General features: G+C 43.8%; 17 protein-coding genes. 9 read left to right on the top strand and 8 right to left on the bottom strand.

Translation table 11 applies throughout. From position 1 onward, the window contains the following. The first annotated feature begins 542 nt into the window (after window positions 1–542). The 6 genes from A2W93_12615 to A2W93_12590 all read left to right on the top strand — a co-directional run bounded on the left by A2W93_12615 (window position 543) and on the right by A2W93_12590 (window position 6878). Window positions 543–2195, top strand: a complete 1653-nt coding sequence (locus A2W93_12615; GenBank protein OFY54203.1) for a Zn-dependent hydrolase — start codon at window positions 543–545, stop codon at window positions 2193–2195. 38 nt (window positions 2196–2233) lie between these two features. Beyond that, window positions 2234–3883: a hypothetical protein gene (locus A2W93_12610; GenBank protein ID OFY54202.1), complete on the top strand. Its 1650-nt coding sequence runs from the start codon at window positions 2234–2236 to the stop codon at window positions 3881–3883. 8 nt (window positions 3884–3891) lie between these two features. Beyond that, window positions 3892–4890 carry a glycerol-3-phosphate dehydrogenase gene (locus A2W93_12605; GenBank protein ID OFY54205.1) on the top strand — a complete coding sequence of 333 codons (999 nt, stop codon included), beginning with the start codon at window positions 3892–3894 and terminating at the stop codon, window positions 4888–4890. 366 nt (window positions 4891–5256) lie between these two features. After that, window positions 5257–5745 carry a hypothetical protein gene (locus A2W93_12600; protein ID OFY54201.1) on the top strand — a complete coding sequence of 163 codons (489 nt, stop codon included), beginning with the start codon at window positions 5257–5259 and terminating at the stop codon, window positions 5743–5745. After that, window positions 5745–6503 (top strand): hypothetical protein, encoded by a 759-nt coding sequence (locus A2W93_12595; GenBank protein OFY54200.1) that lies wholly within the window; start codon window positions 5745–5747, stop codon window positions 6501–6503. Before A2W93_12600 ends, A2W93_12595 begins: the two co-directional genes overlap by 1 nt. 189 nt (window positions 6504–6692) lie before the next feature. After that, complete coding sequence (locus tag A2W93_12590) at window positions 6693–6878, top strand: hypothetical protein (protein ID OFY54199.1); 186 nt, start codon at window positions 6693–6695, stop codon at window positions 6876–6878. A 15-nt stretch (window positions 6879–6893) separates the two neighbouring features. On the opposite strand, the gene A2W93_12585 is transcribed toward A2W93_12590, so the two are convergent. From A2W93_12585 to A2W93_12555, 7 genes are all read right to left on the bottom strand, one after another. After that, the gene (locus tag A2W93_12585; protein ID OFY54198.1) at window positions 6894–8411 is read right to left on the bottom strand and encodes a glutamine synthetase; all 1518 of its coding nucleotides are present in this window, start codon (window positions 8409–8411) and stop codon (window positions 6894–6896) included. Window positions 8412–8970: 559 nt separating this feature from the next. Then, window positions 8971–10218 carry a hypothetical protein gene (locus A2W93_12580; GenBank protein ID OFY54197.1) on the bottom strand — a complete coding sequence of 416 codons (1248 nt, stop codon included), beginning with the start codon at window positions 10216–10218 and terminating at the stop codon, window positions 8971–8973. Window positions 10219–10267: 49 nt separating this feature from the next. Then, a complete protein-coding gene (locus A2W93_12575) occupies window positions 10268–11278 on the bottom strand; it encodes an RNA pseudouridine synthase (protein ID OFY54204.1) in 1011 nt (336 codons plus the stop codon). 8 nt (window positions 11279–11286) lie between these two features. Beyond that, window positions 11287–13125: a hypothetical protein gene (locus tag A2W93_12570; protein ID OFY54196.1), complete on the bottom strand. Its 1839-nt coding sequence runs from the start codon at window positions 13123–13125 to the stop codon at window positions 11287–11289. Window positions 13126–13168: 43 nt separating this feature from the next. After that, complete coding sequence (locus tag A2W93_12565) at window positions 13169–13861, bottom strand: hypothetical protein (protein OFY54195.1); 693 nt, start codon at window positions 13859–13861, stop codon at window positions 13169–13171. Between the two features lie 159 nt (window positions 13862–14020). Continuing rightward, window positions 14021–14818, bottom strand: coding sequence for a hypothetical protein (locus tag A2W93_12560; protein ID OFY54194.1), 798 nt, complete (start codon window positions 14816–14818; stop codon window positions 14021–14023). A 476-nt stretch (window positions 14819–15294) separates the two neighbouring features. Next, window positions 15295–16464 carry an AAA family ATPase gene (locus A2W93_12555; protein ID OFY54193.1) on the bottom strand — a complete coding sequence of 390 codons (1170 nt, stop codon included), beginning with the start codon at window positions 16462–16464 and terminating at the stop codon, window positions 15295–15297. A 370-nt stretch (window positions 16465–16834) separates the two neighbouring features. On the opposite strand from A2W93_12555, the gene A2W93_12550 reads away from it, so the two are divergent. Both A2W93_12550 and A2W93_12545 read left to right on the top strand, forming a co-directional pair. Continuing rightward, window positions 16835–17128, top strand: coding sequence for a hypothetical protein (locus A2W93_12550; GenBank protein ID OFY54192.1), 294 nt, complete (start codon window positions 16835–16837; stop codon window positions 17126–17128). After that, entirely contained in the window at window positions 17110–17415 is a 306-nt protein-coding gene (locus tag A2W93_12545) for a hypothetical protein (protein OFY54191.1), read from the top strand. Before A2W93_12550 ends, A2W93_12545 begins: the two co-directional genes overlap by 19 nt. 94 nt (window positions 17416–17509) lie before the next feature. Here the strand turns inward: A2W93_12545 and A2W93_12540 are convergent, their stop codons facing one another. Further along, complete coding sequence (locus A2W93_12540) at window positions 17510–20755, bottom strand: hypothetical protein (protein OFY54190.1); 3246 nt, start codon at window positions 20753–20755, stop codon at window positions 17510–17512. 532 nt (window positions 20756–21287) lie between these two features. Between A2W93_12540 and A2W93_12535 the strand changes: the two genes are divergently transcribed. Further along, window positions 21288–22151, top strand: coding sequence for an ABC transporter permease (locus A2W93_12535; protein OFY54189.1), 864 nt, complete (start codon window positions 21288–21290; stop codon window positions 22149–22151). Window positions 22152–22304: the final 153 nt, after the last annotated feature.

Genomic DNA, 22304 nt, shown 5'->3' with positions numbered 1-22304 from the left:
ATCGCCGGCAATCTCCTTGCGAGCACAAAGTTGTTCATTTTTTATTTAGGTTGCAAAACGCGTTTTGCTGGTGGTCTCAGGATGACAGCGGCGGGATCCAGTTCTATTGACATTAAGGATGTCTCAGGTTGGTCCGTATCAAAAACAAAAACTTTTACGAGTACACCGACCTTCAAGAGTTCGGAATACAATGGAGAACCTGGAAGAGTCGGATGTTTAATCCACTTATCAACTATTCCATGTTCTGCGATTCTCTGCGAACTCTGGAATGTTGAATTGCTGATACTGGTTTTGTGACAGCCTCCCTAAAGTGAACCTCGTAACATTTTTGACGGCTTCACGTGAAATCACGTAAAACGTGACAAGCTGTGACAAGTCGCCACTTCTCAAATCAAAAATCAAGCGTCATATATCTTATAACGGTCCTTCATCCTTCCTTGTTCCATATTCAGAATTTGATGTTCACTTCTTCCTTCCTTGTTCGGTGTTCATGATTCCGTGTTCATATTTTTTTCTACCTTAGCATTAAATTTAACCCTCCAATGAAAAAAACCGCATTAATACTTGCATTAGTTTTTTCTGCAGCAGCCATCACCTCCTGCGGATCGGACAAGAAAAAAACTGAAGATAAAAAAGACTCAACGGCCGTTACTATGAAAGACAAAGTTGATCAGTATGCCATGGTGGAACTCACCGCCGACATCAGCCACCTGACTGCGAAAGAGAAACAAATTGTTTCGATTCTTTTCGACGTTGCTGAAATTATGGATGGATTGCATTGGCAACTGGCCATCGGCGATAAAAAAGCTTTTCTCGACACCATAAAAGATCCGGACACAAAACGATTTGCAGAAATCAACTATGGCCCCTGGGATCGCCTGGGCGACAATAAGCCGTTTATGGGCAGTTTTGGCGAAAAGCCGCTGGGCGCCGGATTCTATCCTGCCGACATGACCAAAGAGGAATTTGAAAAACTGGCCGACAAAAACAAAACCAGCTTATACACGGTCATTCAGCGCAATGAAGATAAATCGCTGAAAGTGGTTTGGTATCACGAAATTTTTAAAGAACAGTTGCAGAAAGCATCTGATTTATTGATCAAAGCCGCTGCCCTGGCCGAAGATGCAGGATTGAAAAAATATCTTGAACTCCGTGCAAAAGCGCTCATGACTTCTGATTATTATGCCAGCGACATGGCCTGGATGGATATGAAAACGTCGAACATCGACTTTGTTGTCGGACCGATTGAAAATTACGAAGATGCGCTGTATGGCTACAAAGCCGCCTTCGAATCTTTTATTCTTATTAAAGATATTGAATGGAGCAAAAAATTGGAGCGTTTTGCCAAGCTGCTTCCTGAGCTGCAGAAACAACTTCCGGTTGAAGACAAATACAAAAAAGAAGTACCAGGCGCCGACAGCGACATGAATGTTTACTCCGCTGTATTTTATGGTGGCGACTGCAATGCCGGCAGCAAGACCATTGCCATCAACCTTCCGAACGATGAGAAAGTTCAGCTGAGCAAAGGAACCCGCAAACTGCAGCTGAAAAACGCTATGCAGGCCAAGTTCGACAAAATTCTTCTTCCGATTGCCAATATTCTGATGGATCCTTCGCAGCGTCAGTATGTGAAGTTCGACGCATTCTTCCACAACGTAATGTTCCACGAAGTGGCACACGGCCTTGGAATTAAAAACACCATCAATGGAAAAGGAACAGTACGCGAAGTTCTTCAGGATATGTATTCATCCATCGAAGAAGGCAAAGCCGACATTACAGGATTATTCCTGGTGACCAAGCTGCGTGAAATGGGCGAAATCACCGATGGTGACCTGAAAGAAAATTACGTTTCTTTTGTTGCCGGAATTTTCCGCTCGGTACGTTTTGGCGCAGCCAGCGCACATGGAAAAGCAAACATGATGTGCTTCAAATATTTCATGGATAACGGCGCAATCAGTCGCAACGACAAAGGTTTTTACGTTGTTGATTTCAACAAAATGCCTTCAGTGGTTGAATCACTTGTGAAAAAGATTCTTGTTCTTCAGGGCGACGGTGATTACGCTGCTGCAAAAAAATGGGTAGAAACCGATGGCGTAATTCCTGCTGACCTTCAGAAAGATCTTGACAAACTTGAAGCAAATAAAATCCCGGTTGACATCGTTTTCAAACAGGGCAAAGCTAATCTTGGCCTGTAATTAAAACCAACATGCATCGTATTTTTCTAATTTCAATATTGCTCCTGCAGACCCTTTTTCTGCAGGGGCAATATATTCCGGACTTCACACCGGAAATAAAACAACAGCTGGCTGATCGCATGTACGGTCATGTTAGTGCACTTGCGCACGACAGCATGATGGGGCGCGAAGCCGGCACCGATGGAGAGCTGAAAGCGATGTACTACATTGCTTCGCAGTTCAAAAACGCTGGCCTGCAGCCGCTTCCGGACAAAAACTACTGGATCCCTTTCAATTTTTCCGAAGGATACACCTATAAATCAGGGAAAATATCCATTGATGGAAAATCGTACGATCAGAATGAATATTTTCTGTATCTAAATCCTTTGGTAAACTACAATTTCAGCGGAAACATTTTCTTTGCCGGTCATGGATTGAAAGATTCAGATTTTAATAAGTTGAATCCTTCATTCAATAAAAACATTGTAATTGTTATTGATATTAACTACACTGACACCTGTGCTGACGCTGCTAATCAGCAATACATGCCACTGCTTGAATCAGCAGTTGCAAAAGCAACATCCATGAATCCGGAGGCAGTAATTCTTGTCAGCAGCAATGTAAAAAAATTCCCGGCAATCGCTGGAATCAACCTGGATAAGGCCTCGCCAAATATTCCAGTATTATGCGTCGGAAAAACCCTTTCGAAAAAAATTCTGAAAAAAAATAATTCAGAACTTCACAGTGAATGTGAATTCTCGAAAAATGAAAAAACCGGATACAATGTGGCTGCATGGATCGACAACGGAAAGCCTACAACCCTTGTGTTCGGAGCCCACTATGATCATGTCGGATTTGGCTCCTCAGGCTCGTTGAGTACAGACAGCGCCATTCACAACGGAGCTGACGACAATGCGAGCGGAACCGCATTGCTGATGGAACTTTCCCGCATTCTGTATAACAGTGGTACCAATAAGCACAATTATGTTTTTGTTGCATTCAGTGCCGAAGAAAAAGGACTACTGGGCAGCAAAGCTTTTCTTAATCAGCGTATCATTGCCGATACAAGCATTATTGCCATGCTGAATTTCGACATGGTAGGCCGCATGAATGGTACAGAACAAAAACTGAACATACTTGGGACAGGAACAGCTACTGAGTGGGACAGTCTGATTACAGCCGCGTATGCGGGCCCTGTAACCATCCGAAAAAGCGAGTCAGGTACTGCCGGGTCAGATCAGATGTCGTTTTATCTGAGAAATATTCCCGTGTTGTTTTTCATTACAGGGATGCACGAAGACTATCACAAACCAACGGATGATGCCGAAAAAATCAACCGTGCCGGAATGGCCGATGTGCTGATGATTGCATTAAAAATAACCGAGGAGCTGGATGGCCTGCAAAAGCTGAACTTTGTCCGCGGCGATACAAGGGGTGGCGATCGCAACAAACGTCCCGGTGTCACGCTCGGAGTGATTCCCGATCATGCATGGGAAGGCAAAGGAATGAGAATAGATGCGGTAACAAAAGATAAGACTGCCGATAAAGCCGGGCTGCTTAAAGGCGACATTGTAATTCAGATTGACGATATGACTGTAATCGACATTATGAGCTACATGAAGGCACTTTCGGCATTCAAAAAAGGTGATAAGGCAAAAATTACTTACCTTCGCGGCCAAATTGAAAATACGGTAGAAGTAGTATTCTGACCATCATGATTAAAATTGCACATAGAATAGGAGTTATCGGTGGTGGAAGCTGGGCAACAGCAATCATCAAAGTACTGCAGCATCATCAGAAAAAGGTGAACTGGTTTATCCGCAGGCAGGAAGTGATTGATGCAATCCGCAACACTGGACATAATCCGGAGTATCTGAGTCAGGTGGAACTTGACCCGGCCATGATTGAAGCCAGTAGCAATCTGGATGAAGTGATCAGCAACTCCGATATCGTAATATTCAGCATACCTGCTGCATTTCTGCACCGTCAGATCGAAACGCTGGACAAGAAGCTGCTTCAGGATAAAATCATTATATCCGCCATTAAAGGAGTTATTCCTGAATTCAACGCAGTTATCAGTCATTATTTCAAAACCGTTTTTGATGTGCCGGCCGAAAATTACGGATTGATTGCAGGCCCTACGCACGCTGAAGAAGTAGTGATGGACCGGCTTTCATATCTTACGGCAGCTTCTGTGAACGAAGATATCGGCATAGTGTTGACAGAACTTCTTGGCACCCGCAATATAAAAATCTCTGTATCGCCCGATGTTGTAGGAATTGAATACGCGTCGGTGCTGAAAAATATTTATGCCGTTGCAGCCGGCATCAGCGTTGGACTTGGATATGGCGACAATTTTCTGAGTGTACTCACTACCAATGCCATTGTTGAAATGCGCCGTTTTCTCGACGCAATCAATCATTACAAACGTGATGTGAATATGACAGCTTACTGCGGAGATATCATTGTGACTTCCTATAGTCAGTTTAGCCGCAACCGTATGTTTGGCAATCTGATTGGCAAGGGCTACAGTGTGAATTATTCACGTATTGAAATGAAGCAGATTGCAGAAGGTTATTATGCAGCTAAATGCATGACTGAAATTAATGAGCAGTATAAAGTTGATATGCCTATTCTGAATGCGGTCTTCAACATTTGCTACAACAATGTTTCTCCCAGCCAGGAAATGCGCAAATTGGCGGAGAACTTAAAGTAAAAAGTTATAAAGTCTTTAAGGTTGAAAGGCATTGTCCTGGCCTAAAGCAGCCCCACTGTCACACTGAGCCCTGCTGTCATCCAGAGTGTTTTTTCGAAGTGAAACGAAGAATATGGAATCGTCGGTTTTGCTGCAAACATAACGATTCCATATCCTCTGACTCCTTCGTCGCCATCGGACGATGGAATATTATGTTTGCCCCCAATGTCATTTTTTATTTAGGTTGCAAAACTCGTTTTGCTGGTGTTCTCAGAAAGACAGCAGGATAAACTCTGTCGAAGTGTCGATGACGGGACTCCGCATTCTCTAAAATTGCAATGTCTTTGAAATCGTTATATTTGTAGAACAAACCAAAAATCCACAGCCATGAAATTTCTGCCACATTTTCCAAAAATATCATTTGCTGTAATTATCATTTGCTTTCTGCTGCCATTTATGACAGTAAAATGCGGCAGCTATGAAATTGCAAAAATGAATGGAATTGATCTCGCGATAGGCACTCAGATTGAGGCAGAAAGCGACGAAGAGCCGTTTGTAGTTGATCCGAATATTTTTATTATTTCTGCAATGGCGTTGGCATTGGCAGGACTGATTGTTGCATTTCTAAAGTTTAAAAGCAGCAAAATTGTCTCGCTCGTCATCAGTGTTCTTGGTCTCGCCGCGCTGATTTATTTTTATTTCGATATAAGAAAAAATATTCCAGCCGATGGTTCGATGATAATAATTATTACGATGGGTTTTGGATATTATATCACCACCATTGGCTTTCTGCTCAATTCATTGTTTTTCGGCTTTCAGCTTTCACAAAAGAGAGAAGTGTTTGAAGCAGAAATCAAAAAAATTGAACCCGAATAATGTCATCGAAAACCCGCACCGGAATTATCATTGCAGTCGCTTTTCTGGTCATTGCATCAGTTTCTGTTTTTGCATTTTATAAAATCAGAAATGCTCAGCAAAAACTAAATGTTGCTGCAGATATTATTGAAAGCATCGGCAACAGCAGCTTTTTTGTGGAGGCCGATGTAAAGGATACCATTCCGGTGAGTACTTATATTTCAATCCCAATCTCAATCCCGGTGAATGTGGCTTTGAATATGACAATGGACGTACCATTGAACATGAATGTGCCCATTCATAAAAATCTTACGATTCCGTTTTCGCTCGATATTCATCAGATTGTTCCTGTTGATACACTCTTCAATTTTCCGGACAAATTAGACCCGTTAATTGATGACACTTTGGGGCTCGACACAAAAATGAAAATCCGCTTCTGGCCCGGGTTTCGGATTCCATTCAGGGTTGAAGGAAATATTCCGGTTAATCAGAATCTGAGTCTTGACATGAAAACAGTGCGCGTAGCTGCCAGTATTCCAATATCAATGTCGCTCCACGACTCGATTCCCGTGCTGCTCGATTTTGAGATTCCGGTAAACGAATCCGTTTCGTTTCCGCTGAAAATAAACACGCGCGCCACCATTTCTTTCGTTGAGAAAGTTCCGATTGAAGCCGATTTTCCAATCCAGCTGAAAGCCCCGGTAGAAGTTGATTTCAAAAAAACACCGTTGAAAGCAAAATTCGATAGCCTTTCGGCTGTTTTAAGAGAGGTGCTGTGAGAAGTCTGTGGCTGAGATTAATTGATTGTCTAAAAATGGACTTTGTTACGACATTTCAACGGGTCCATGTCCGCCAGCCATGTGTTGAGTTAGCTGAAATACGGCGGACTGTGGAATGTTGTTTTTGTCACAGAAATAAATTTTAGACAGTTTCTAAGAATAATAAATTGATGATTTTTTTTGAACAGCATGGTTGAACCAGACGACAATTTTGTAAAACAAAACAATTACAACTTCGCGATCAATGAGGAGTTCGACTATCTCGATGCCTTAAGCGAAGAGTTGAAAAAACTCAAAGAAATGCCCGAAGATATTTCCAATGATACGGCTACAAATAAAAACGGCTCCGAAGAAAATGAATCCCCGAAGCCGTAAAAATGAGTGAGTTTTCTAGCAGTTCAGATATTTCTGAACCAGATCGTCAATTGCTGCAATCCTCTGTTCATCGGGTAAAGCGAAAAGTCGTTCACTCAAACCTGAGTCCTCGTAACTTCTGAGTTTTTTAATCAGCGAATCAAGCACTCTTTGCGGGAAAACGCCCGATTCGGTATAAAAATCCTTCTGCTTTTCGAGTGCTGTTGCTGAATCGGCGCAACAAATCGGAAGTTGCTTCAGTTTTTCAGCAACGGCCTTATGTTCCTCATGGAAAATATTGACATTTACATAAGTATCCTTTGCTTTCTGCAACGCATCTTTATCGCTGAGACCATGAGTGACGGCGGTCACCAGGCCTGCAAGCAACAAATAAATATCAGCTGATCCATCCGGACAGCGAAATTCGAATGTCTGTTTTTCGCGCGTATTGAATGTGCCTTCTTTGGCCCCTGGGTTTGCAATGGCTGTCATTTTCGAAGCTGCACCAGCCCATCCAAGTGGTACGCGAACAAGCACCGAACGGTTGCGATCGCCCCAGCAAATATTGGTTGGAGCTTCCTGATGAGGCACCAGACGCAGGTAGCTGGTCGGCACCGTATTTCCAAATGCGGTAAGTGAAGCTGACAAGTCCATGATTCCTGCTATCGCTCTGCGAGCCACATCGGTGAGGCCTGATTCATCGCTGGTTGCACTAACACCATCTTTCAGAAGTTTCATGTGAATATGCAAGCCGCTTCCAGCCTTGCCTACCGTGATTTTCGGTGCAAAGCTGAGAGAAACTCCGTATTTATAGGCGAGGCAGCGAAGGATCCATTTCCCCAGGATCAGCTGTTCAGCTGCTTCTTCGATATCGGTCGGAAGAAATTCAATTTCATTCTGTTCGTAATTGTAGAAATCATCACTGAAATTGCCCACTTCAGAATGGCCATATTTGATTTTACCACCCATTTGAGCGATATACAGCATAGCTTCTTTGCGCAAATTTTCCCATTTGGTGAAAGGCACAGATTCGTGATAACCTTTCTGATCCACGGCTTCGAACAGATCTTCGCGTTCACTGATTACATAATATTCGAGCTCGCCCATTGCGTGCATCGTGTAACCCGTTTTCGTCACCAGATTTTCGTGAGCCCGCATCAGAATGTTTTCGGGGCTCAGTTCCATTGGATTTCCATCTTTGTCGAAATAGCGGCAGAATATTCCAAGGGTCGGAATTTCGCTGAAAGGGTTGATAAATGCAGTGCGGAATTTAGGCACAACATATAAATCGCTCGATCCGCTTTCCATGAAAGGGAACAGGGAGCTGCCATCGACGCGTTCGCCTGAAAGCAGCAACTGGCGCAGTTGTTCTTCGCCTGAAACAACAAAATTCAGAGTTTTTATTCTGCCATCGTTTCCGGAATAATGAAAATTCAGCATCTGAATCTTTGATTCCGTCACAAAAGCGATGATATCGTCCACTGAAAATTCTTTCGGATTTTTTTTCAAAAATTTCACCAGCGGATTCGGGCATAACTGAAAGCTTTTTTCCATATCTATTGAGTTTTATGAATGATAGTCAGGGCAAATATATAAGTATTTCTTCTATGCGCAAGATATTCCTGTCAAGTTTACATGGTCAACGCTTAAATTGATTACAAATACTTTTGGGGTTTTTATCCGATACAAACTTCAATTGCGCATAGTTCATGCAATGATTATCCCGGTGACACAGAGTTGCACTGAGTACACACAAAGTCTCACAAAGTAGATTTATTCAGACAAAAGCCGGTATCAATTTCAGCAAAGTTAATTTGAAAGCGAGCTTTCAGAATTCAATATGCTGAAATTGATTAACACAACTTCGTTGTGTTCTTTCCTATCGGCTTTTGCTTTTTTATTACTCCGATCCGCCACAGCGGATTAAATTCCACTCTGTGAAACCTCTGAAGAACTCTGTGAACCGAAGTGCATGAAATGCGCTGAGCTCATGAGCACCTTGCAAAAATGATTTAATGCGCGAATAAACTACGATTCCAGGAGTTTATTGTGAATTAAATGCACCAGCCCTGGCCGGGTTTTAAATTTGTCAGCTGGTTTGTCAACAATAAGATCAGTTTTGCCGAATGGCTTCGACCGGATCGAGCTTCGAAGCGCTGTATGCTGGAATCATGCCCGCAACAAGGCCAATGGTGCCGGAAACCACAACTCCAAGAATGATATTGCCTGCGGTAAGTGTAATTTCAAAATCCAGGGCTGAGGTCGCAAGCAGAGTCAACAGCCACACCAGCAGCAGTCCAAATATACCACCGAAAAGACTCAAAAAAATTGCTTCGACCAGAAACTGAACAAGAATGAAATAGTTTTTTGCACCCAGCGATTTTTGAATTCCGATGACTCCGACACGTTCACGAACCGACACGAACATGATGTTGGCAATGCCGAAACCGCCCACCAGGAGCGAAAAACCACCAATGAGCCATCCGGCCATCGTAACGATATCAAAAATCCCGGCTAAACCCTGCGTGAGCATACTTGGCTCATTTACCGAAAAATCATTGCTGGCTCCGGGCTTCAAACAGTGTCGGGCCCGCATGATACCGGTAACTTCGTACACCATTTCTTCGTTCGGAATTCCTTTTTTTCCTCTTAAGGCAATAAATGAGTTCGAAGTATTTTCATTATCAACATCGATGACCTGACGAATGAAATTGAACGGAATCATAACAAGCTCATCGTTGCTATTGCCGAAATTATTGGTGCCTTCTTTTTCAAGAACCCCAATAATTTTTACTTTTTTATTGAGGAGTTTTACGTAATGTCCCAGCGGATCATTTATTCCAAAAAGCTTTTCGGCCACCGTTGCGCCCAGCAGGCAGACAGCTACTCCGTTGTTGAATTCACTTGGGCTGAAATAGCGGCCTTTCGCAACATTAAACACAAAAACCTTGTTGTATCCTTCTGATATACCTCCGATGCCAACTTGTTCGACTTTGCTGTCGCCATATTCAACATTACTGACGGTTGAAGTCATGAAGGCAGCACTCTCGATGGTCGAGCCGTTTTTCTCAAGGGCTTTCAGGTCTTCCATTACGGGTTGAGGCCTTTTGATATATTCCCACCACTCAAAATCGCTTCGAAATTCCCAGGGCCATTTCTGAACAAAAACCACATTGGTCCCCATCGATTCAATACTCGATGAAATCTGGTTTTTCATTGAATCGACTACTGTGAAAACGATAATGACCGAGAAAATACCGATGGTTATTCCCAACACGGTAAGTACGGTGCGAAGCCGGTTCACCAGAATTGCCGAAATGGCAAACAAAAAACTCTCTTTTATGAGCCGAAGAAATAACATGTTACAAATGTATAAAATAAAGCATAAAGCATGACGCAAGCGTCATGCTTTATGCTTTATTTCGGATCTTCTCAAGCAGGGCTGCGAAGTCGGGTGGGAGCGGGCTTTCGAGCAACATGTGTTTTTTTGTTGCAGGGTGAATAAACCCTAAAACGGCGGCGTGCAGCGCCTGTCTTGGCATTATCTCAAAACAATTGTCAATAAACTGTTTGAATTTTGTGGTTGGATTTCCTTTTACAATGGTCTTTCCGCCATACATTTCGTCGGCGAACAATGGATGACCTATATGTTTCATATGTGCGCGAATCTGGTGTGTGCGGCCGGTTTCGAGGCGACATTCTATCAGTGTTGCAAAACCAAATCGTTCAATGACTTTGTAATGCGTGACCGACCATTTGCCTTCTTCTTCCTCGTCATAAATGGCCATCATGCGGCGATCGCGGGTGCTGCGGGCCAGATATCCGGTGACCGTTCCGCTGTCACTGTCAAAATCGCCCCAGACCAGCGCGCGGTACAAGCGATCAATCGTGTGATCGAAAAATTGTTTCGCCAGAAAAGTCTGTGCAAATTCTTCCTTTGCCACAAGCATAAGCCCGCTTGTATCCTTATCGATGCGATGGACCAACAGCGGAAAGTGCGGCTTGTCTTTTCCTTTGCTGAAATGAAAAAGCAATGCATTGACAAGGGTATGATCAAAATTATTGAAACCCGGATGGACAACCATTCCTGGATCCTTTTCAATGACCGCCAATTGTTCATCTTCATAAACAATGGTCACCGGAATTTCTTCAGGTAAAAGCTCGGTTTCGCGCAGCGGCTGCGGAAGAACGATTACGATTTCTTCGCAAGGTTTGATCTTGTAATTTGGCTTGACCGGTTTCCCGTTCACTAAAATACAATCGGCTCTGGCCGCGTTTTGAATGCGGTTGCGGCTTACTTTGCTGCCAATTCTGTCAGACAGATATTTATCAATCCTTAATTGCGCCTGGCCCTTGTCGACTATAAAACGGAAATGTTCATACAACTCCCTTTCTTCATCGGGGAGGTCAATCATTTCCATGTTGTTTGCTATTTCGTCAGAATCCATTTAATAAATACCGGTTGTTCCGGATTTTTTTCAATCATCAGTGTATAATATCCGGGGGCAATATCTTCGGTATTCATTGTATTTCCGCACCACATGCGCTTTACAACACGACCATTCAGATCGATGACCGAAACTTTTTTATTATCATTATCGCTAAACTGTATGGCGCCGCAGTCGTTGCATGGATTTGGAAAAACAAATACACTGCGCTCTTCGTCATCGATTCCGACATGCTGATACGGTGAGTCACCAACAACAATTCTGATCATCGGCGTGCCTGCATACAGCGTGTTGTACCAGTTTCCATCCACGTTGTAGAAGAAATGATCACTGCGGTCATTGTTTTTGTCATAGCCCAGATTCAGCACGTCGCTTGTGGTCTGTTCCCACCCAACATAGATGGTTCCACTCACCGGTAGCGGGTTGTCGAGAACATAGGTGTAAAAATTATTGAACCCCGGCTCAAACTCCGGTCGTACACCTGACTGCTGATAGAGAACAGTGCCCGGAATTCCGCCGTTGTCGCCCCAGATGGTCAGATAAAAATAAATCTGATTGACATCATTCACTACACGGTTGAAAAACATCTGAACAGAGCGCAGCGTGTCGGCTGCATTCAGTTTGAACTGATAGGCCGCTCTGGCCGAATTCACGGTAAGACCGTAGCCGGCTTCGCATGATCCGTCATCGGGTGCAAAATAGTTGTAGAAGCGTTGATAAAAAGCCAGCGTATCATTGGTTTTTATCGGATCGCTGATGGTTGCAGTATTGATGCACATCTTCACTTCGAATTCAGCATTTTCCGAAACCATCGAATTGAAAGTATAGGGAACCGGGCTGCGATAGAATGCCGTATCGTTCTGAGGATTCAGATTGGAAGCGCTGAGACCGGAATTGTAATTGGCCGTTGTTCCTGACAAATCATCAACCATGAGACGCTCGGTAACATTCAGCAATGTGGTTGATAAATTGACATAGGGCGCATTTATTTCAGGAGCCATTTCAGCGGAAATGTTGGCCTGAAAATGATTCCATGGCATGGAAAAATAATTTTTCAGCAAGGTTTCATGGCGTTCACCGAAAGCAAGATCAGCCGGAATGGAATCTGTTGAGTCGCGTTCGCTGTCGAGAATGATGTAGTCAATATTCCAGAAATCGGCATTTGAAGCCCAGGTCGGGAAAGACAGGTCGGCATAGCTTGCATAATTTCTGAAGCGAAATTTGAAACCTTCCGACATAAACGCAGTGTCTGTAATTGGCAGCATGACGCATTTCCATGGACTCCCGTGCTCGGCAATAAAATTATTTAAAGTAGAGCCCGGCGCCGACCAAACTTTGATCCACTCATTCTGATTGGCAGCATAAAATTCAAGCAGCAAAGAATCTTCCACATCCGGTTTTTCGCACAGGCCTTGCGGCTGGTAGAAAAAGCTGAAATATACGGAGTCTGCAGCTGTGGTTGCATGCGGTGTTCCGGTGAAAACTGAGTCGAGACGTATTGCGTTGGAAGTGAGCGAATCGGCCGCGAAAGCAAAGCTGGAGCCATGTTCGTAAAGATAACCATGCGCATCTAATCCGTCTAGCGTGGCAACACCCATTGTCAATGGTTCAAATGCATTGCCGGTGCCGATAAACACTGTGCTGTCGGAAAATTTTTCAGCATCCGGATAAACAAATGTTCCGGAAAAATCCTCATAAAAAGGCATGGTCAGAACGGCCCTGCTTTTTTTATCAGCAACAGATTCCTTGTTAATGAGCGCCTGATTGAGCCCTGACGGGATCAGGACTTCCTGTGCATTTACACCTGAAATAATCAGCAACATGCAAATTACTGGAATGATTCTACGCATATTTTGACCAATTTTATTCATACCAGAGATCGATGGACTCGCCTACGTTAACTTCTTTTTCCTTTTCGTAACCGGGACTTTGTTTTATAACGCGCACACTTACGGTGTCGTCCGGATCGGCGAAGATTTCAGCCCCGACATTCAGACCAGCTTCGTTGATGAGCTTGTGCGCTTTTTCGCGCGACTTACCCACCAGCTTGGGAATAAATACCTCTCCTCCACCCTTGCCTTTTCCGATAACAAGGTCGATTTTTTCACCCTTGTTCAATTCAGTACCCCAGGGAATCACTTTGCCTTTGTATTTGGCTTTGATAACCGTTTGTCCGACATCGGGCACGCGTTCAACTTTGCCTACTTTCAGCCCGTGCGTTTCAAGGAAGGCCTCTGCCTGACGAAAAGTATAATCAACCAGATTAGGCAGTTTCGTTTTTTCAGGAGTGTATGCAATGATTGTAATATAAACGGCTCTGCCTTTTTTCACATGCGAACCCGGCAATGGGAGCTGGCTCACAACTGATCCGGGTGTTTTTGTGTTGTCATAAACAGAGTCAACAATCGTGAAGTCATAATGCCGGCTTTCGCGCATTTCTTTCACTTCGTCCATGGTCATTCCTGAAAATTCAGGCACTTCGATGGATTGGCCATGAAAGGTGTATAGCCGGAGAAAGAAAAGGGTGATCCAGATCAAAATAAGTCCGGCGAGCATTATGAGTGCAAGGTGTTTCCAGAAATGGAAGCTTTTTATGAAGCTTAGTATTTTCATACAGCGGATAAAACTGATTTTTGTGCGATTTATTGTAAGACTAACCGATTTTGTACAAAAATACGATTTTAATCTATAACCCCTTGAAGGGTTTTGAACCCTTCAAGGGGTTGTAAGTCGAAATCCATCCCAATCCTGTGCAAAGGGAAAAGCTTTTCGGTATTGTGTGAGCTCTGTTTTATCCAGCTCGACAATGATTACATCGTCGTCACCGTTTTCCAGCTCCGGGAGCCATTTTCCATCGGGGGTAGCCAGGGTTGATCCGCCCGCATATTGCCAGCCATTGCCATCTTTGCCGCGGCGGTTTACACCCACTGCATAGCACTGATTCTCGATGGCGCGTGCCAACAACAACTGCCGCCAGTGAAGCCGCCGTGAGGCCGGCCAGTTGGCGGTGAGCAACAAAACATCATACAAAAATTCTCCATTTTCAAATGAATTGCGTGCCCAGACCGGAAAGCGCAGATCGTAGCAAATCAGCGGTCTGATCTTCCATCCTTTGTATTCAAATACTATTTGTTTGTCGCCATGCGTGTATTCGATGTTTTCATTTCCCATCGAAAACAAATGCTTCTTGTCGTAGGTGTGATGCGAGCCATCAGGATTCATCCAGATAAATCTGTTGAAATATTTTTCATTTTCACAGACAACAACACTACCTGTAATGGCGCATCCATGGCGGGCTGCAGCATTTTTCATCCATTGAAATGTTGCACCATCTGGTTGTTCTGCAATTGTTGCGGGATCGGATACAAAGCCGGTTGAAAACATTTCGGGCAGCAAAAAAATATCGGCTTTTCCAGCAATGCCAGCAAAAAGCTGATCGAACATTTTATGATTTGATGCAGGATCTTTCCAATGAATATTGGGTTGCAGCAAAGCGATTTTCAGATTGTTCATATGACTAAATTCAATACGAACTTACAAAATAATTTATAAGGGCAGATGCTTTTTGTTACACAGAGTTGCGCAGAGGGCACACAGAGGGGAATTTAATCCGCCGTGGCGGATCAGAGTTTAGATTGTACTTTACAAAAGCCGTTATTCTTTTTGTCAGATGAAAAGCGAAAGCCAGCTTTCGTTTTCATGCTGCCAAAAATCATTAAACACAACTCCGTTGTGTTTGTGCATTGCAACGGCTTTTGCACATTTTCTTCTTGAAACTCCTTTACGGTACTTCGCAAACATGATAAACCAGCACGCTATATTTTTTCACAGGGTCGAAAAAGTTATGGTCACGCGTCACCGTGAAACGATGCAAGCGGAGACGCGCGCCCAATGTGTTATAAAAGATTTTTGTGCCTTCACGTAAAACCACGTGGAACGTGGCAAGCTGTGACACGTAGTGCCTTGGTGGCCAAGCCCCACATTTCACATCAATAGTTCAATCCAAACGCCCATAACGGCACCACGTTTTGATGACCGTATTCAATATTGTCTTTTACAATAAATGCATTCGCAGTGCTTTTGATTTGTTGCTGCGACTTGCTTTTGCCGCCCACTTCAAATGTATATTTGTCTATTTTGAAATCGGCCACGGCCGAAGAAACAACTGAATGATTGACTCGCATCTGATTTAGAAAAAATGTTTCCCGAATATTTCCAATCTCAGGTTTATTCTCTGATAAAAAATAAACCAGACCGGAGTTGTCCAAATATACTTTTTCAACTTTTCCCAGACCGATGATTCCGCTTGCCTGGTCGCGCAAGCGAGCAATAAGTCCCGCATCTTCCATAAAAGTGAAATACTCTTCCAATGAATTGCGACTCACTTCAAGTTTTGCAGCAAGCGACACAAAATTTGGCTTGAATGGTACACTTTCGGACAGAATGAGCAACAGCTTTTTGAGCTTTCGTGCAGTGGTGACCGATAAATTTGCAAACTGCGGTATATCCACTTCAAGCGTTATATTCAGTATTTGCCCAAGCCGTATATCAAAATTATCTTCTTTGGCCATCGGATAATACCCACTTTTCAAATATTCGCGGAAAAGCGGTAAAGGATGTTCTACGCTATCAAGCATTGTTATCCGGTTTTTGATGATGTCCTTTATCGAATGAACCGCTATATCTATTTTGTGCCTGAATTTCAGATACTCACGAAACGAAAAACCCTGCATGGAAAACATCAGCGCGCGGCGGCTCAGATCAGCCATCCCTTTACGGATGTCGAGAACAGACGAGCCGGTAAAACAAACCTTCAGACCGGGATAGAAATCATACATGTTTTTCAATTCCACCGACCAATCCCTGTACTTGTGGATTTCATCAATAAACAAATGTTTTCCGCCGTTTTTGTAAAAGTCATCAGCCAGCTCGGTCAACCGCTGATTTGCAAAATGAATGTCATCAGCCGAAACATACAGAATATCCTTGCTCTTATGCTCTTTTATATATTGAAGAATCATGGTTGTTTTCCCTACGCCTCGCGGGCCAACAAGCCCGGTCATACGGCTGTTCCAGGGGAATTTGTCAAACATGTAGCGCTTGAACGACAGGTCTGTCCGCGCCAGTAAAGATTGCTGTTTCTGAAATAATGTTTCCATGGCATGATTGATTATGCACTACAAATTTAGCATTTTTTTCGAATATTGTTCATTTCGTTGTGCATTATATTTTCAAAAGCCGCTATCAATTGCATTCAGCAGTCCGGAATAAGAGTGCTTTCGATATAGTTACACAGAGTTGCGCAGAGGGCACACAGAGGGGAATTTAATCCGCCGTGGCGGATCAGAGTTTAGATTGTACTATACAAAAGCCGTTATCATTTTAGTCAGATGAAAAGCGAAAGCACGCTTTCATTTTCATGCTGACAAAAACAATCAAACACAACGCGTTGTGTTTGTGCATTGCAACAGCTTTTGTACATTTTACCTTGCTTGATACCAATGAACGGTTTTTAATTATCATCCTGCTTTGGAAATTATTATACAGAATGTTTGTATCTTTGTAAATGGCAATAAATTCACAGTCATGAACACAATTGAGCTCAAAAAACTCCTGATGCTTAAGATTACGGAAATCAATGATATTTCGTTTCTTAAAGCTTTGAAAACAATCATTGAATCCAAGACAGAAACAGAAGTGATTTCACTTACTGAGGAACAGAAAAACCAGATTATTGATTCACGAAAAGAAATTGAGCAGGGGATGTTTGTTGAAAATAAAGTATTGGAAAAAGAATTTCAGACATGGCTAAACGCAAGATAATCTGGTCCAGGAGGGCTTTTTCTGAATTATTCAAAATTCTGGAATTTTTTGCTGAAAGGAATAAAAGCAAAGCTTATTCTGCCAAACTTTACAAGAGAATCAATAAAGAGCTAAGGCTTTTAATAAAACATCCGGACATTGGAATCAAAAGCGACTTTGAGAATGTTCGAGGGCTAATTGTTAATGATTATATTCTTTTCTATGAATATAACGATGAAATAATAATGATTCATCTGATTTGGGATAGCAGGCAAAATCCTGAAAATCTGAAAATAGTCAATGATTAAGCGATTTTGCGATGATGCGAGGGGGCGATGCTTCGCATAATCGCATAATCGCTGAATAAAACGCCTGAACCATTAAATAATCGCTCGAAAAGTTTTACTCACTTGTCTTCACAAAGCGATACATGTCGGTTTTGTCTTCGAAGGTTGCATGCAGAATGTACAGACCGTCGGCGAGGAAGCGCAGATCCATTTTCAGACGCAGGGTGCCGGCCTCGGTGTCTTCGATCACTTCTTTGATCAGCTCACGGCCATCGCGGCTCACAAGCGATATCTCCACATCGCCGTCGTCGGGGATTGAAATATCGGCATAGACATAATCGGCGGCCGGGCTCGGAAAGACCGATGCAATGAAGAAATCCTCCACCAGCGAATGACACGAAGCGTTGTTCTCCGGCTCGGTGTCTTCTTGTCCATAAGAATCCAAGGTGGAAATATCCAGACAAACCAGCCTGATATTGCTGATGTCGGGCTTCAGAAACGATGCTGTGAAATTATAATTGTTGTATTGACCGGGACTCAGCAATCCACTCCACTCTTCGCGAATGGGAATATTGTTACCAACCCGCGCATCCAGAGCCACTTTGCGAATGTTGCGCGTTCCGTTGTTGAAGAACTGTGCTTTCAGATTCAGATATCCGGCGCTGTCGGTCACCGTGAGCTTTGTCAGCACCAAATCAAGGATTGAAGGGATCACATAGATGTTGGCCGATGCTGTATCGGTACACCCGAATTCATTTTCACTGACCAGAATAATGTTGTATACATTCTCAAGATTGTAGGTGTGCTGCGGGTTTGTTGCACCTGAATAACCTCCATCTCCAAACGACCAGTTGTAGCTTATGGCTCCCTGTGTGTAATTGAAAAACTGCACATCCAAAGGCGGAATGCCGTATTCGGGCGTAAGCGAAAAATCGCTTTGCGGCACAGGATGAACCTCCAGGCTATCTGAAACAGTTGAGCTGCAGCCAAAATCGGAAGCGACTTTCAATTGAACAACATAAAAACCGGTGTCGGCAAATTCCGTACAGGGCGCTGCAACCGTGTCGCCTTGACCGTTTCCGAAGTTCCAGTCCCATTCGGCAATGATCCCGCCCAGCACATAACTCGTATCGTGAAAACAAACCGCACTGCCTTCGCAGGCAACATCCGATTCAAAGCCGGCCACAGGATAGGGATAGACTTGCAACACTTTCGCGACTGAATCCACACAGCCATTGATTGAGCGGTTGATGAGCGTCACCGCGTATCCGCCAGCCAGCGCGTAGGTGTGTGTTGTGTTTTTTGCTGACGAGGTGCTGCCATCTCCGAATTTCCAGGTGCGGCTGACAATGCCTGCCCAGGGCGGCATAACCGTGGTTTCGGTAAAAGCGGTCGGAAATCCGAAACAGTTTTCAGTAAAACTAAAATCAACATTGGGTGTCAGGCGTATAATCACTTCCCGCTCTGCCGTATCGGTACAACCGTAGCTGTCGGTGGAAATAAGCTCCACCACATACAATCCGGTGTCGGCAAACGCATGCGCGGGGTTCTGTCCATTGGACGTTTGCGTGTCGCCGAAATCCCAGCTCCACGAAAACAGACTTCCCTCACCCTCCGTGGTTTCATCGTGGAATGTGATGACCTGACCATTGCAACCGTTGGAAGGATTGAAATACGCCTGCGGCAAACTGCGCACATGCACCGCAATGGTGGTGTCGCCGAAACAACCCGAATCGGTGGTAACCACCAGCTCTACATTGTAATCGCCGGCCGCGCCGAATTCAAACTGCGGGTTCTGCTGCACCGATGTCCCCTGCCCGCCGAAATCCCAACTCCAGGCCGCCACTCCATCGGGCGGCGCCGCATACGACAGATCCGTAAATGCCGATGCATCGCCCAGGCAGGACGTGCTGGAAGTAAATGCCACCGTGGGTTTGACGCCGATAATATTTACCGCAACTGTATCTTTTGCCACACAGCCATTGCTGTTGGTTGCCGTAAGCATGTAATCACCAGTTGTGTACACCGGAATCAACGCAGTGGTATCGCCGGTGCTCCACACATACTCAATGCCGGGCTCAATGCCCGAAACCAGCGCAATTTCATTGCCTCCGCAAAGCGACAGATCGGGTCCCAGCGAGGCCTGCACGGCAAAGGAATCGGCCACCACAAAAAAAGTATCGCGCACCGAACAATGCGCCGCCGTGCTGTCGGTTATCTCCACCCAGTACTCGCCAGGCTCCCAGATGTTCAACAAACTGTCGGTACTGCCATCAATCCACAAAAATGAATAGGCATGATCGAGGCCGGTGTTCATGGTGATGGTATCGGTAAGGCAAATACCACTGTCGGGCAGCGCCGTGTAGGGATACTGCACATGAATGGTGTCGCGGCTGGTGCGCCCAAAAATATCCACCACCTCCACCCAATAATCACCGGTCTGGTTCACCACAATGGAATCGGCCGTGGATCCGGTGGACCAGAGGTAGGAGGTGTAACCACTTTTTGCAGAAATCTTAGCTGAACAAAAACCATATGTAATATTTGTATCTGGCCCTAAAGAAATTGGCGGAGCATATTTATTCATTAAGTATGTTTCAACCGCAGTTACATTTGCTGAAGAAATTTCAGTCGAATAAATAGTTAATTCTGCTAAATCAATACCTGAAAAATAATTAAAGCCACTCGAATATCTAGAGCCAAGAACGTATTTATTGATATTAAAATTTGCGTTAAATATATTTTCTAAAGAAACAAATTCTCCATTTTTAAATGACGACCATGATGAATTAATTAGAGAAATTGATGCACATAAGTAAGTTGGAAAAACATTGGTTAATAATAAATCATATGACTCTCGTGCTGAATATATTTGATTATCCCTAATAAAGAAACCAACAATAGAATTAGTATTATTCCAATCGGCTGCTTGCAAATTATCATACATGCTTAATATCCCAGAGTATTGTATGTAGCTGTTTATTTTAAAAATTGCAATAAATGTAATATCATTTGAAGAGACAGACAAATTCCCAGTAAAATAATCATCAATTCCATCAAAGCGTACAACAGGCAAATTATTTAATTCTGCAATGTTATTAATGAATTTCGGCCGCTTTGAAGCAATGGGTTGAACAGCATTATTGGCATTTCCACTACAATCGTTCCATGAAACAACAGTGTCGCCGCTTAGCACAACATTCGAGTCGGCGCGGAGCCAGAGTTGCAGGCCGGGGATTTGGTCAGGTCTGACCTGAGCGGTCAGCGAGTAGAAAGTGAAAAGTGAAAAGTGAAAAGATAACAACAGGATGAGTGTTGTTATTGTTTTATTTAATTTATTTGAGACGGATATATGGTGCATGACGAATTCGTTTGGAAGGCTTAGTACAAAAATACGGAATTTTTGGAGAATGTGTTGGTTTTTAGACATTGATTGGGAGGGGTTTGTAAAATAGGCCGTAATCCTGTTTTAGTTGACATTTTGTTTCTGTTTTTGTCAACCTGTTTCAGGACAAGTCACGGGCTTAATTTGGGATCTCCCGAAAACCTTCGCCGCTTCTCCACTCTTTTGTCCACAGATTACTCGGATTTCACAGATTTAAAGCCCTCAGCAGGTCTTTGGATTTTAGAGGATGAAAGGTCTTCCCTCTGCGACTGAAGGCCTTTCCACAGATGAGTGTGCAAAATCTTACTGTCAATAATTATTACGCAGTAATCATTGTTGACAACAGTGTCATCGCGATGGGGCCGCTGAGAAGGAAATTTCTTTCCGCGTAATCCGTGTCATCCGTGGACTCTGAATTGCACGACCCAGGGACTCATACGCTTTGCGCGAGGACTTGGAAATAATGGCCGGGGACTTAGTAAAATTTGATTTTGTACTTTTGCACCCTATGAGCAAAAACAGACAGGAAGAAAATACTGAATGGACCGAGACCATACGCCCGCGCAGCTCAATGCTCGATCTGAATCTGAAAGAACTCTGGGCATACAGGGATCTGGTGCGCATGTATGTGAAACGCGATATTGTCACCTTCTACAAACAAACCATCCTCGGGCCGCTCTGGTTCATCATCCAGCCGGTACTGACCACCATCATGTTTATAGTAGTGTTCGGCAATTTCGCCGGCATCTCTACCGACGGTATTCCCGGCGCACTGTTTTATTTCGCCGGCCTGCTGATATGGAATTATTTTGCCGATTGCCTTACACGCAATTCAAAAATATTTATCGAGAATCAGGCGGTGTTTGGAAAAGTGTATTTTCCGCGCCTCGTTGTTCCACTCTCCATTACCATTGCCAATCTTGTCCGCTTTTTTATTCAGCTCGTCATATTCATTATAATCTGGCTCTGGTTCTGGTTTACTGAGGCCAACGTTTCCATGAATGCCTACGCATTGCTCTTCCCGCTGCTGATCATAATGGTGGCTGGTTTAAGTCTCGGGTTCGGAATTATTTTTTCCTCACTCACCACCAAATACCGTGACCTGACTTTTCTGCTGCAGTTCGGCGTTCAGCTCTGGATGTATATGACGCCGGTCATTTATCCGCTGAATTCCATTGAAGCCGATAAACAATGGATGGTGCAATTGAATCCACTGACATCGATTGTTGAAACATTTAAATACGGAACCATCGGAAGTGGTGTATTTTCCTGGGGTTGGCTGGCCTATAGCTTTGGATTTATGGTGGTAATGCTGTTCCTGGGCATCATTGTTTTCAACCGCGTTGAAAAAACGTTCATGGATACCGTGTAGAGATAGTATTTAGTTCCCGACCGAAGCTGGCACAAGTTAAAATTGTTGCAGCTTGCGTAGTGCCGGGATCTCCTATGAATAAAACTCCCTTTGTTAGTTGTTGCAGAGCCTATTGAAAATATTTCCTCAAAGCAAGGGCAGTGAATAATACTA

This window comes from Bacteroidetes bacterium GWF2_43_63, assembly GCA_001769275.1.
In the GTDB taxonomy this organism is placed as follows: Bacteria; Bacteroidota; Bacteroidia; order Bacteroidales; family DTU049; genus GWF2-43-63.
Note: the sequence above shows the minus strand (reverse complement) of the source record. Positions and strands in the feature narration are given on the sequence as shown.